Origin of the sequence: Cohnella zeiphila, from assembly GCF_014212055.1 — a bacterium.
GTDB lineage: Bacteria > Bacillota > Bacilli > Paenibacillales > Paenibacillaceae > Cohnella > Cohnella zeiphila.
Window position 1 is genome coordinate 277,835 of record NZ_JACJVO010000021.1, and the last position, 13,683, is coordinate 291,517.

Sequence of the window (13,683 nt, forward strand, 5' to 3'; positions counted from 1 at the left end):
GCCGACATGAAACAGATTGCGTTCTTGGGTGCGGCGGAGAAAAGTCATCTTTTGCTTGTACTCGGAAAGGTATTGGTCAAGGCAGGACTAAAGGTGCTCCTTGTCGACTCGACGATTGCTCAAACGGTACGGGGTTATATTCCTTCCTTAAATACCAAACCGGCTGCGTTCGTGACCGAATTCGAAGGCTTGGATGTTGCCGCGGGCTTTATCAACCGTGCCCAACTGGAACAATACTTTCAGCATGTGGAGGGGATATTCCCGGAATACGATCTCATGCTGATCGATACCGACCATACCAACTTTATCAAGGGATACGAGTTACCGGACATGACCGCCCGAATCTGGTGCCAGAGTTTGGACAAGCTGGTCTTGCAAAAAAATGCGGAACTCATGCAGCGGCTGTGCCTGGCGGAATTTGCCGAACAGCCGCTGCCATTTTCCAAGCTGACCCTCTCCGTCGTCCCTACGACCATGTCGGAAGCGTACTTCGAATCGCTTCAGACTTCTCCAGGCATTCGCTGGCAGGAGCCGGCGCTTCGTCTGCCACTGGATGAAGGGAACGTCTCGGCTATGTTGGACAATCAGCATCATGAAAGAATTGTTGCGAAGCGGTTGTCGGGTTCCTATCAACGGACAGTACAGGAGTTGTTCCAACTGGTTTCCGGACTGGATCGTCGTACCGCTCAATCGGCTTTGAAACGCACAAGGAGGGAGCGGCGTGGGACATAAAGTTGTGTTTTGGAGCCCGGTCCCCGGTCAAACCGGCAATACGTCCAACCTGACCGCGTTTGCCGGTTTGATAGGGCTGGAGTACTCCGCTTGCACACTCCTCTTCGGCCATGTGCAAAGCCGTCGGGCCGCGTTGGAACAAGCCTTCTTGCAGCGAAGACCCGATGAGGGAGAACTTTTCTTTGCTGCTGAGTACGGCATCGATGCGGTGGAGCGATTGGCCAGCCACCGAAAGCTACACCGAGACATGATCCGAAATTACACGTTCCCGCTGCTACAAGACCGGCTCGATTTGTTGCCCGGATCGGACAAACCGGATAAAGCGTTTTTTGCGGCGATGAAGGATTCGCTGCAGACGATTCTGGAAACCGCAGAGTGGTACTACGACTTGATTCTGATCGACGGCGGGAGCGGGCTTCGATCGGAGTGGACGCAGCGGTTGTTGCAGCAAGCCGAGCTCGTGGTGGTGAGTTTGAACCAGAACGGACGGGTGCAGGAACGCTTTTTCCGCGAGCAGATCAGTCACTTGCCGGCTGCCAAACGGCTGCTCGTACTTGGGCAATACGATCGCTTTAGCCATCTCACGGCCAAAAACATAGCACGGCTTTTTCAGTTACACGAACCGATTTACACCGTCCCTCACAACGCCGGGTGGATGGATGCCATGCAGGAGGGCCAGGCGCTCGATTTTCTGTTCCGAAACCGACAAGCGCCGCGCGATCATGAGAACCATTTTTTCATGCAGGAGCTGCGCAAACTGGCCCAAGCCGTGATGATGCAAGTCGGACTGAACAAACTGTTTTTCGGCGGAAGGGAGGGGTAACGGGCGGATGACGTTGATCAATCTCATACTCAGCCTCGTGTTGCTCTTGCTTGTGGCGGCGCTCCTCTACTTTCGGATGAGCGGTCGCGAGATCGACAAACCGTCGGAGGAACGAGTTTACACCGTGGACGCGATGACCGCCTTTGTCAAACAAGCGTTGCACGAACGAACCAGCAGCAATTTGTACGACTTGGGTCTGTCGGAAGAGGAATTTCGGCGGCGCAAAAGCAAACGGCTGGAACTGAAAAAGGCGTTACGCGGCTGCACATCCGGCGACTTGAGGGACAAAGCGTATATCACGCAAGTGCTGGCCGATCTTTTGATCCGACAGTATGGATTGGGCGAGTCGAACATCAACCGGGTCATTCCGTTCGATGATCCGTACGAGCTTACGCCGCAGGATCAATTCGAAATATTGCTCTTTCTGTACAAGAAGCGTTATCGGTACGATGCGCTGAGCGAGTTGATTCGCAAATTCGATTTAGACCGACCGAAGCTCGGCATCGAGGACGGAAAAACGGAGTCGTACCGGATTACGGTAGAGGAAATTCACGAGATTTACAAAAAAGAAGCGCGGCGGCTCACGTTGGACGACAAAATCCAAATCGTTGCTCAGCGGATTTACCAGCAGTACAAAGGCTTCAGCGTGGTTGACGAGATCCGGGATATGCGAATCGACGGCGTCTCAGGCGGTGTTTCCGGTCTGCCTCCGTCCGTTTGGGAAGGCGAGTGGGAGCTGGATGCGAATGGGCTACTGCAGGAAGTGCCGAAATCGCATGACAGCGTCTGGATTTTTTATAAAGGTAAATCGATTCATCTTCCGTTTTTGTCGTTTGGCTCAGAGCAAGAGTTAAGGCGTGTCTGTCAGAACATTTATAAACACAATTTGCCCGGCCAATTGTCGGAGGCTACCGGATATAAAGTAAATGAAATGGCGGACGGTTCCCGCGTTGTCGTTCTACGGCCCCGGTTCAGTGAATCCTGGGCTTTTTTTGTACGCAAATTCGATGTGCAAAGTGCCACATTGGAGCAATTGATACGGGATCCGAATGCGGAGCTGCCGATCGGGCTGATCGCTTACCTTGTTAAAGGCGCAAGGATCACTTCCATCACCGGTGCCCAAGGAAGCGGGAAAACGACGCTTCTTATGGCCATGGTCCGTTACATTCCCGCCATATTTCCGATCCGGGTCCAGGAAATGAGCTTTGAACTGCATTTGCGAAAAATCTACAAGGACCGCAACATCTTGAGTTTCCGGGAGACGGAGACGATCTCCGGGCAGGACGGGCTGGACATTCAGAAAAAGACCGACGGTACCGTCAACATTTTGGGCGAAGTAGCGACCGATCCGGTGGCGGCCTGGATGATTCAAATGGCGCAGGTGGCTTCGCTGTTTACCTTGTTCACCCACCATGCCAAGACGTTCCGCGATCTCGTGTTGTCGCTGCGGAATTCGCTCTTGAAAACGGGCGTGTTCACGAATGAACACGTGGCGGAGCAGCAGGTCGTCAGCGTCCTCAACTTCGACATTCATTTGAAGCGGGATGTGGATGGGCACCGGTACATTGAACGCATCACCGAATGCGTACCGCTCGAACAGGAGATGGCTTACCCTGTTTCCTATCGGGATGCCGACACGCTGGATGATAAGATGGCGGCTTTTATGGAGACGGCGACGGAATATTTTCGTCGCTCTACGGATCGAACGCTTTATGCAGAAAGAAATATCGTGGAATTTCGGGATGGCAGGTATGTGGCCGTTCATCCGATCTCCGAGCGAAACAGAAGAGAGATGGAGGAGCAGATGACTGGGTCGGAGCGAAGCGCGTTCTCGGCTTTTCTTACCGCCCATTGGAGGGATACGGGTGGATATTAAATCGCTGTTATCGCTCGTACTCGGGCTGTCCATTGTCCTCTTCCTTGCGGCATTTGTCGGTTTCCAATGGCTGTCCCGTCTCAATACCGGCGCCGGTTCGACCAAAGAATACGAAGCACTGCGGCTTCCCGGCAAGCCGACGCGAAAGTCCCGCCAGACAAACTGGCTGCAGCGGACTTACGTTCTCTGTGAACGCGTGCCGCTTTTGCGAGCTTATTTGGTCGTTATCCGCAAACGACTGACCGCCTTGCAGCCGTATGACGAATGGAAGCTGCGACTGGAGACGATCCGCATCGCGCTTGTTGCATGGGGGGCGCTCGTGGTCATCGCGGTGCCTATCGGGTTGTGGGTTCACGATCCGCTCACCGTGCTGATGATGTTTATCGGGATTTGGGTGCTGCACGGGATGGTGGCGGATGTTTTTGTGAAGCGGCTGGAGAATCGGTTGTTTCGCCAGCTTCGGCATTTTATGGCCGACATCCGGCATCACTATCACCGGCACGACATGGTCGACGAAGCGATTTATGAGGCGACCGACACCGCTCCATACGAAATGGCGCTGCACGGTCAAGAGATCCATGCCATTCTGACCGACAGCCGTCCGGAAGAGAAACTGGAGGCGTACTATGAGTCTGCGCCCAATCGGTTTCTAAAAGGTTTGGCCGGAGTTTCCCACCTGGTCATGGAATACGGGGACAAGAAGCTTCAAGCCGGTTCGCTTTATTTGCAGGCGCTGACGAAACTAATCACGGAACTGAATTTGGAGCTATTGCGGCGGGAAAAGCTCAGCTATTTGTTGCAGGGATTGACGGCTATTGCACTCGTGCCCCTTTTGTTCACGTGGCCGATCGAAAGCTGGGCACGTCGTTATTTCCCCGCCATGGACGACTTCTATGCCGGCAAGTTCGGTTGGATCATGAAAATGGTCATTATGTTCGTCATTTTTGGGGCCTATGTGCTGCTTCGTCACATGCGGGAGTTGGATGGTCAGCCTCGATTAAGCCGTCGAAAGCCCAGGGAACAACGCGTATATGAATGCTTTCCATGGATCCGTCTTCTTGTGCATCGGGTCATGCCAGATTCGAACAGCCGGGAAGCAGTAAGGCAAAAAAGGCTATTGAAAGAAACCGGTTCCCCGCTGAGATGGGAATGGTTTGTCCTGCAGCGATTGACGTTCAGTTTGCTCGCATTCGTTATGGTAATGGGGCTATGTGTGACTTTGCATGCGGTAGAGAGGCATCAGGCTCTTTATGCACCAGTCAAACCGGACACAATGTTCGGCCGGTTATCTCCCGAGGAGGAGGCCAAAGGCAAAGCGGAGGCTGCGATGGACCGGGCAGTCATACGAAATGTGCAGAAAGAAAGGCCTCCGCTACGATCGGAAGCCATCTTGAACGAGCTTCACAAAAATCCCGAAATCGCTAAGGATGAAGTGAAGCTTCGCTCGGCCGCACAGCGCATTTTGGCGAAAATGAATGCACTTCATAGCAATTATCTTCGCTGGTGGGAGGTGATGCTTGCGTTGCTCGCAGGCTGGGGCGGCTACTTTGCCCCATTGGGGGTACTGGTGTTTCAACGCCAAATGCGGCAGATGGAGCGGAAGCACGAAGTGGATCAGCTTCTGTCGGTCATCGGCATGCTGTCGGAAATGGATCGCATGTCGGTCGAACATCTGCTCGAGTGGATGGAACGGTTTGCGTACGTGTTCAAGGAACCGATTCAAGCCTGCCTGCTGCATTATGACCAAGGGGCGGAGCAGGCGCTGGAGCAATTGAAGGAAGATGCGCCGTTTCCGCCCTTTGTACAGCTGGTGGAAAAGCTGCAGCTGGCTGTGGAGCGAATCCCGATTCGGCAGGCGTTTGATGACGTGGAGTCCGAATACGCTTTTGCACAGGAACAACGGAAGCAGGATTATGAGCGGCTCATCGATACCAAAGCGGGTTGGGGGCGGATGATCGGCTTTGCTCCAATGATGGCGCTCATTTTCGGCTATTTGGTCGTTCCACTTGTCTATGTCAGCCTGTCGCAGATGTCTGTCTACTACGAACAAATCCAACGAATTCAGTAATGGCTTCGACGATGCCCTTCTTTGCAAGGGCTTATTGGCGTCTTCACTATTTGAAAAGGAGAGAAGTCAACCATGTCTAATGCCCAAAAAGCACTCGTCATGGCAGCAGGCATTTTTCTTGCCATTGCCTTGATCACGCTGGCGGTGGTTTTATTCGTGTCTGCCGAAGATTCGACCAAAGCGGCGCAAAGCAATTTTAGCAATCTTCAGACCGAATTGTCGCAAACAGCTTTCACGGTCTACGACAACACGACTTTGTCGGGCAGCCAGGTGGTCAATGCGCTGCGCAAATTTACGGACCAGGATCAATTCGGCATTCAAATCAAAACCGGGAAAAATCCGGTCGGGCAATGGTATGGGAAAGTGATCAACATCAGCGTGCCGGCGGAGAGCCTCGATTATGGGTCAGTGGTAGGTGTGGCGCCCGGTATACTTTCACAAGTGCTGGATGAGGCAAATATCAACTATGTCAATCCGAGCGGCAAATTTCGGGCGCAACTGATCAAAGACCGCAGCAACGTGATCCGGGGAATTACGTTCCAGCAGCAGTAAAGCTATGGGCAACCGCTCCAGTTAAGGGACGATTGCCCGACTGAGGAGATGGGGGGAGTGCGGTGGATCAACCGGTTCGAACGATGATCGACATGAGCGTGGCCGTACTGATTTTTCTGACAGCAGCAGCAATCGGGCTCCAACTGTTTCAATTCGGAGCCGCATCCTTGCAAACGGCTTATGTGTTTGGAGAAGCCCAGGATCGAAGCATCGTTTCCACGCTTAAGCCAATCGCCGGGGACGGTACGGTATCCGGGGCGGAAGTGTTGCAGACGCTGGCACAGATACCGGAAACGGGCATGGAAGTCGAGGTGAATGGGCAGGTCTATTCATCTACCTTGGAAAGGGAGCAACTGAATGCAAATGGACTGATCCTGTCCGGCCGCTATCTTTCCGTCATGGAGCGAGATGCTGAGGGGCAAGTAGTTCGCGTTCGCTTTACCTTTGAGGGAGGCGGGACATGAACAGTCTGCTGAAAATTTTCGCCGTCTTGATCGCGATTCTACTATTGTATATCTTCCCGATCTCCGATGCGTTCGACCGGCAGGACGATATTTCCGAGCTGGTGGTCCTGCGGGCCACGACGTCGTTTGTGGATGCCGTAAGGGATAAGGGTTATATCACACCCACGATGTACAACGACTTTTTGCAAGCAATCGAGGCGACCGGGAACACATTCGATGTCCAAATGGAACATGGGCAGAAAACATACGATCCGGTTTATGACGATCCGTCGAGCTCGAATACGTTTAAAGGCACTTTTGCCGTCCATTACGATTCCTATTACAATGCGCAAATCCTGCCGGTATTGTTTCCGAACAGTTCGGCGGGGACGGACGATCCGTCACGACGATACCACTTGCATGTAGGCGATACCTTTTCCGTCACCGTAAAAAACACCAATCGAACCAGCGGCACCATTTTGCACGATTTTCTCAACAACGCAAACAGCCCCAGCGAAAAAATCTTCATTCCGTACGGAGGTGTCGTCCGGAATGAAGATAATTAACTGGGCCATCGTCGGCGTGCTGATTTTCTTGCCTTTCGCGGTGATCAACCGGTTGGATACGGATGCCCAGCGGAAGACAATGGTGACGGAACTGCGATATAACGCTGCGCTCGACACCGCAGTGGATGATGCGGCGAGGGCGTTGCTGATCAACGCGGATCAACAGCACGAGGCGAGCTACGATTCCGAAAAGCGGGTTCGCGTGAACAAAGAAGAAGCGATCCAGACGTTCTACAAAGTCCTATACATGAACTTCGGCGTTGCCGACGATCCGATCGGTCAAGGTGTATTAAACCGCTTTGTTCCGGCAGTCCTCGTGATTGGATATGATGGGTTTTGGGTTTATGCGGAAGACGAATTTCGCAATGCAAAGGGTGAGACAGAAATCCGTCCCGTATGGGGAGCCAAAAAGCCATACGCATATGTGGATTCGCAGGGTAACAGCCTTGCGTTCTCGCTGGACGATTATGTAACAGTGTACGAGGCCGGCACCCAGCGATGGCTGGATGGTTTTCGATCCGAAATTCAGGCCGGATCGACCGTGGCCTTGCTAAAAAATCGTGATTTGTTCGAACAGGTGCGCAGGCGCACGATTGTCGATGAGATTCAAAACGAGCTGGCATATCGGATCAACCGGTATAACCAGTTCGTATCTCGGAGCGGGGAGTCTTACACGTTCACCTTGCCGGCAATCAGCCAAGAGGAATGGAATAATACGATTAACGATGTTGGTGTGTTGGCTTTCCTGCAAGGCATCCCGATCGGGACGAAGCAATACAACAGCTATGCACTCGGCGGCAGCCGGGTGGTGAAGAAAGAGACGATTATCGGGGCGAAAAAAGACGGCATGAAGGTGTATTTCCGCAGTAATTGCGGTTATTCCTATCCGACAGAAGAAACGTTTAGCAGCGAAAAGGAAGCTGCACAAAACGGATATATGCCGCTGCCATGTGATCGGAAATCGTAACTTTCAGCGAATCTAGCAAGAGGGTGGACAGAGGAACTAGAGACGGACTATGATGGAGACAAGCGTCGAATTCTTCCTGATTTTCTCAAAAAATCAAGAAATGAAGGGGTGAAAGCTGCGTGAAAAGATGGCTCAGCACAGGTCTTATCCTCGCTGCTTTGTTCGGGGCGATGCCCGGGATCTCCAGCGCGGCGGCGAAGATTCCCTTGTTTGCCAGCGTGGTGATGGACGGCAAAAAAATCTGGTTTCCCGATGCGCAGGCGTTTGTCGACGGAAACAGCCGGACGTTGGTGCCGGTTCGCTTTGTGGCCGAAACGATGGGCGCCAAAGTGGGCTGGGTCGCGAAAACTGCGACGGTGCCGATCGAGAAGGACGGTCAGAAGATTGAACTGACAATCGGGAAAAATCAAGCCAAGGTAAACGGAGTTGACGTCTCTTTTGATACGAAAGCAATCGTTAACGGCGGAAGAACGTTCGTCCCGTTGCGCTTCGTCAGCGAAGTGCTGGGCGCAGCGGTGACATGGGACGGAGATTCGTCGACGGTCTTTATCACAACCAAGGATCTTGGAGAAGCGAAAGTCGATCCATGGGGACGCCTCATTCGCACAACCGACTTGCCGGAAAATGCAGACGATTATCCCTACATTTTGGCGGACGTGCCCAATGAGATGTATGAAATGAAATATCCGTTTTCACATCCCGATCCGAGCGAACGGTCTGTGTCGGCCGAGATGTATGCGAACTGGCCGGAGTTCAAGAAAGAGAACATCGACATCTGGATGGATCGGCTGAAAAAGTTCGGCGCGCTGTGGCTCAATGTTGACTACCGGACAATTGACGATTCTTGGGCGAAGCAGCTGTCCGAACTGGAGTCGGACGGCAATACCGGCAAACTGAAGGCCGCACAGGAATACGCCAATTGGGTCAAGCAAAATGAAATTGTCGTCGAGGGCTATCTGGATCCGGAACCGTCGATGATTTATCGAGATGGGCTTGGGAATTATTACGTGCGTTCGAAATTTAGAATCAAGTTCGACCAATTCAAGCAACACAAGACGCTTATCTATGACACTTGGTTTCCGGGCGAAAAGAAGCTTGTCAATGATATGTGGGTCCCTAACGACACTCCATTTGAAAAAGGAGTCTGGTATGAAGGATATTCGGACATTGCAATGGGGACGAATGTCGGGGGAGATTGGGGAAAGACACTGAAAGTCAGTGCAAACGTAAGTCTTTTCTTTAACCACATCATCAGAAAGGCAGATTAATCGAATGAGAAAATTCATACAAGTTAGTTGGTGCATGCTGCTGGCATGCACTTTTTTGTTGACCTGGCCGCCTTCGCCTTCCCATGCGGAAGTTCCAGATGTGAAAATCGATCACGGGAAAATTATGTTCAATGTCACCAGTACCACTGCAGTATCAGGGATTCGTTTCAAGACCGTCGGTTGGACAGCGCGTAGAGAAAGCTCCCCTGTCTGCACTTACGATTCAAAGGGAAAGCATTGTGACCCGACCGGCTCAGGCTCGGCGCGAATTGAAGGGTTGGAACAAACGAGTCAATACCCACCTAATCCCGAACCCGGTACGCCTGTGACAACGTTCTTCGAGGTGTCGGAGGCAAAGGTAACGAAGGCACTCACCGACAACGGTCTCGAGGGTATTAAACAGAATGATCAGCTTTACCTTTACGCGATCATGGTCGTCATCCAAAACGGACAGCAAATCGGGGGACCGTATTATACGCTGGATGCGATCAAGCATGCACAATCGTGGGCGCATCCCGAAGACTTGGACGATTATTTCGGGGTTCCGGTCACGTATGATAGTCCGGATTTTCCGGTAGATATCGTCTGCAAAACTGAATCGGGAACGGTCATCCAGGATTCCGCCTGTACGTATCACAAAGGCGAGTATAAAGCGGGGGCAGAGATCGATCATACGTTTGCCGAAACGCTGGAATGGAACGGGAAATCGTATGAAATCGCCCGGTCATATGTGATCTCCAAAAACAATCCCGATAAGAAACTATTTGTTCAGGAATCCGGAGAAGAGCATCTGCTCGATCGACACATCAGCGTGCTCGTCAGCGGTGCTGATATTGTTGCCGAATACCGAACTTCGTCAGGCGGCTCGGAGCCGCAACCGGGAGGAGAAGCGCCGGCACCCGGTGCTTCACGGGAAGCGGAAGTGATGGATCCGGGCGTATCCGCCGTGATTCAGGCCGATGCACGCGGCGCCGAAAAATTTGACGTGCTCCAAGGGATTCCCACATCCGAAAACCTGTACGTGAATACCTTGTCCAAGTCCTATTTGTACCGGAATACCTTTACGCAAATGGTTGGAACCAAAACGTATCCGGTGAAAGTAAGCAAGACGTACACGCTGGCCTGGACGGAGCAGCAAGCCGGTCCTCCAGATGCGGAAGGGAATCCGACGACGATTTCCGTTCCACGGTCGGAGAGCCAAACGGTCACGAAAACGTACGCAGTCGAACGAAAATATAGCTATTGGCTCATTTCAAATTTGGAAGTATACGGCATTCAACAAGCAACGGTATCCAATTATGCGTTGCCTTCGGGAACCGTAACGCTTCAGCCAAAGGGATATTCACCACCCTCGGTTTCCGCCACGCATGACGCTTCGATCACGGCGCATATGACCGATCCGATCTATGCGGACGTGACGTTGCCCGGACAAACTGTATCCGGAGGTTCCAGCCGTCCAGCCATTCCGACTGAAGATTGGCAGAGCCAGGCGGAGAAAGCCGTCGGCAAGATCAAAGTCAAGAACGATTCGCTTGTCTTTAACGGCAGCACCATTATGGACAATCGGGTTGTGGAAGAGACGGCTTCCACCCCGACTGCCATTCCGACGCCAGCCCCAATCGGGCAAAACGTGCTGTACGGATCGGGGTATATGATCGATGCGTCCAAAACGAACAAAGTGAGTCAGCCGAGCTCGGGGACGATTTCCTACGGCTTGATTGAAGGCATCGGCGGCGGGAGCGAGTCAAAAAGCTTTCCGATCAACGGCATCAATCCGGTGACCGTTCATACGCCAGTCGTCAATTACGCGTCCATTTCGGATGACCGGGCACACAATCAAAAGACGGAGCCGACTGAAGGAAGGTCCGCACTCATTTTGGATCGACCGTTTACGGTTACCGTACCGACAAGCGGCCAGCATCGGGACATCAAGGGCTACGGAAACAGGGATTATGCCAAGTATATCAAGGACAAACAGGTCCGGTTCCCTTTTGACGTGTACAGCGCTGACAAATCGACGTTTATTCCGAAAAACACATGGACGTCCATTCCGGTTACGCAGACGACCATGACGTATTACCTCCCGGTATGGGTGGATGAAGGCAATTACGATGTGCAGTTTCGTTCATTTGCCGAGAACAGCCCGGAGATTGATTTCACAGGCCAAGTGAATGCCAATTTGGATTTGAACAACCATGTGGCAACCCGAGTCGTTACCGTAGAAGTGATCGGCCGATTGTACGATTTTAGGATCACGGATATTTCCGATTACAACTGGGAGACCGTGTTCCGGACGCAAAAGGGGAGCGCAACGCCAACCGGAAACGCCTACTGGGTTGGAACGAAGGCGATTGATGGCGCGGCTCGCGGTAACAAGGCGCCATATGTGTTGCCAGTGCGGCAGGGAAGCCATCCGGATCCGGGAAAGAAAAATGTAGCGGTCAAGACGGGCTATTCGTTTAAATTTGAAGTGATGACAAAGGGAAATATGTTCGGTTCAGGGGACGGCATCCGCATCACACCGACCTTCTACTTTGTGGATCGTTATGGGAAGAACCGTCAGGAAGTGGATCTGTACTATCATACCGACACGGAAAAGTTTGTTCGGATCGGGTCGAGCGAGGATGCGGAACGACGGAATGTGACGTTGGATACCCGGCTTCGCAACGTACCACAGCAGGAGATCACCAATACAGCCAGTTCATTGTGGGAGTTAAATGGAAGCCCCGGAGACAAGCAGTCTTACATCAATCAGTATCTGAAAAATGCCAAGAAACCAACTTACGTCGGCGGTTACAATGTGATGTTGCTGCCGCCCCAGCTTCGGACGTTTGTAGGCAGCATGAACGTGCCATCCAGCGTCGAAGCAGCACGAGCGAACGCTTCGGTTCAGCACTGGTTCGGGGAGTACAGTCTTCCCGCAGCGGTGTATGTGTTGCCGAAGGGATTTAATCTAGCTGACTACGGGCGAACGCATCAGCTAGATGACAACGCGTCGGTATTTCTGCGAGACGGCTTTATCATTGTCAACTTCAACATCGAGACGATTCGGAATCGAGACTTAGACCATCCGCATCTGCAGTATATCCATGGGCCGCTCGACAACCAGTGGCAGTTGGAAGGTTATCAGCGCAGCTTCACCGATCCGTACGGCGTGACGTTTCAACTGAAGGACGGGGACGTCGTCTTTTATCATGCCAATTTGTCGTCCTACGATGATTTTGGTACAGGCGGAACGCATTAAGGAAATTTCGCTGCCTTTGAACGTAATCAAAATTCCATTAAACGAGAAGGACTCCGCATGTTGGGGTCCTTCTCGTCTTTTCGGAGGCATGTCATGTTATACGCTCAACCGTCCGGTGGTTGTTTCTGTCCCATACAGCCACCGGCCGACTACGGAAACGAATGGACGGAGGAGGAAAAAGCCGTGTCCTCACTTACGTTGATTTCCAAAGGGAAAAACAGTTTCGGCGATACGTACTATTACATTCGGGATCAAAACGGGATCACCAATCAAGTTTATGAAGAGGAGCTTCAGGACTTTATGAAAAGGAAGGGTGTAACCGAGCTTAGGGAAGGCAATTCGTTCGTTTATCGTCCCCAAAAGGACCGTTGATTGTGAGGCAAAGACGCTGATTCAGCCGCAACCAAAGCTCGAAAGGTGATGCGGGCAATTGTTCAGAAGGGGAGGGGATCGCAGTGCAGGAGTGGGAAGTTACGATTTATTGGAAGGATGGAACAATCTCATCTTATATCTACGAAGGATCGAAGCAAGAAGCACGTCTCCATGCGTATCATAATTCACCTCAAAGAATGGTTCAGAACATAATTATAAAACCCTATTGCCCCAATTCATAAGGACGATTGATGGGAAGTAACCAATCGTTAACACGTAAGGAGGATGACAATGTTTCGGAAACAGGGGGGCCTTTGGGCTGGGGAACGTTATGTCGGTGAAGTGGACGGCTATTATGTTGAAGTGCAAGTGTTCGACGAACCTTCGTCATACGGGATTGCCGAGGGACGAATTAGCCGGCTGTACATTTACCCGGAACGATCGGCCGGTTTTCATCGCAGACTTATTTCATATGAACGGGGATGGGACGGTGGGCCACCGCGGGATCCACAAATGCGCCGGGTTGTGGAGAAGACGGTTGCGTATTTTGACCGCAAGCAGGTGGATTGGGTGTTCGAAGAACGGAGGTAGACGAGCATTATCTTGACAGACGAACAAAGTGACGATAATCTTCCCCCCAAATGAACCGGGGGAGCGGAGGGTGTGAATGTTGCTCGAACAGTTCTATTTGTTTCATTCGCAATAGCAGTGATGTTCCTAAAGGGGGGGAATGTCAGCTTGATTTATTCGGAGTTTAAACGCAGGGTCGCTA

The 13,683-nt window shown here is 52.1% G+C and carries 12 protein-coding genes; all 12 read left to right on the forward strand.

Annotated elements, in window-relative coordinates:
• The first annotated feature begins 6 nt into the window (after positions 1-6).
• The gene (locus H7C18_RS17905) at positions 7-732 is read left to right on the forward strand and encodes a hypothetical protein (protein WP_185130444.1); all 726 of its coding nucleotides are present in this window, start codon (positions 7-9) and stop codon (positions 730-732) included.
• Positions 722-1,555 (forward strand): P-loop NTPase family protein, encoded by an 834-nt coding sequence (locus H7C18_RS17910; protein ID WP_185130445.1) that lies wholly within the window; start codon positions 722-724, stop codon positions 1,553-1,555. Before H7C18_RS17905 ends, H7C18_RS17910 begins: the two co-directional genes overlap by 11 nt.
• Positions 1,556-1,562: 7 nt before the next feature.
• On the forward strand, positions 1,563-3,431 hold the full coding sequence (locus tag H7C18_RS17915) for a Flp pilus assembly complex ATPase component TadA (protein ID WP_185130446.1): 1,869 nt from the start codon (positions 1,563-1,565) through the stop codon (positions 3,429-3,431).
• Positions 3,421-5,499 carry a hypothetical protein gene (locus H7C18_RS17920; RefSeq protein ID WP_185130447.1) on the forward strand — a complete coding sequence of 693 codons (2,079 nt, stop codon included), beginning with the start codon at positions 3,421-3,423 and terminating at the stop codon, positions 5,497-5,499. Before H7C18_RS17915 ends, H7C18_RS17920 begins: the two co-directional genes overlap by 11 nt.
• Before the next feature lie 72 nt (positions 5,500-5,571).
• A complete protein-coding gene (locus H7C18_RS17925) occupies positions 5,572-6,051 on the forward strand; it encodes an ABC transporter permease (RefSeq protein ID WP_185130448.1) in 480 nt (159 codons plus the stop codon).
• Between the two features lie 62 nt (positions 6,052-6,113).
• Positions 6,114-6,515 (forward strand): hypothetical protein, encoded by a 402-nt coding sequence (locus H7C18_RS17930; RefSeq protein WP_185130449.1) that lies wholly within the window; start codon positions 6,114-6,116, stop codon positions 6,513-6,515.
• On the forward strand, positions 6,512-7,060 hold the full coding sequence (locus H7C18_RS17935) for a hypothetical protein (RefSeq protein ID WP_185130450.1): 549 nt from the start codon (positions 6,512-6,514) through the stop codon (positions 7,058-7,060). The genes H7C18_RS17930 and H7C18_RS17935 overlap by 4 nt, the downstream gene beginning before the upstream one ends.
• The gene (locus tag H7C18_RS17940; RefSeq protein WP_185130451.1) at positions 7,047-8,027 is read left to right on the forward strand and encodes a hypothetical protein; all 981 of its coding nucleotides are present in this window, start codon (positions 7,047-7,049) and stop codon (positions 8,025-8,027) included. Before H7C18_RS17935 ends, H7C18_RS17940 begins: the two co-directional genes overlap by 14 nt.
• A gap of 119 nt (positions 8,028-8,146) precedes the next feature.
• Complete coding sequence (locus H7C18_RS17945) at positions 8,147-9,295, forward strand: stalk domain-containing protein (RefSeq protein WP_185130452.1); 1,149 nt, start codon at positions 8,147-8,149, stop codon at positions 9,293-9,295.
• A 4-nt stretch (positions 9,296-9,299) separates the two neighbouring features.
• Positions 9,300-12,539, forward strand: coding sequence for a DUF5704 domain-containing protein (locus H7C18_RS17950; protein WP_238357770.1), 3,240 nt, complete (start codon positions 9,300-9,302; stop codon positions 12,537-12,539).
• Between the two features lie 183 nt (positions 12,540-12,722).
• The gene (locus tag H7C18_RS17955) at positions 12,723-12,911 is read left to right on the forward strand and encodes a hypothetical protein (protein ID WP_238357771.1); all 189 of its coding nucleotides are present in this window, start codon (positions 12,723-12,725) and stop codon (positions 12,909-12,911) included.
• 291 nt (positions 12,912-13,202) lie between these two features.
• Positions 13,203-13,502 carry a DUF7678 domain-containing protein gene (locus tag H7C18_RS17960; RefSeq protein ID WP_185130454.1) on the forward strand — a complete coding sequence of 100 codons (300 nt, stop codon included), beginning with the start codon at positions 13,203-13,205 and terminating at the stop codon, positions 13,500-13,502.
• Positions 13,503-13,683: the final 181 nt, after the last annotated feature.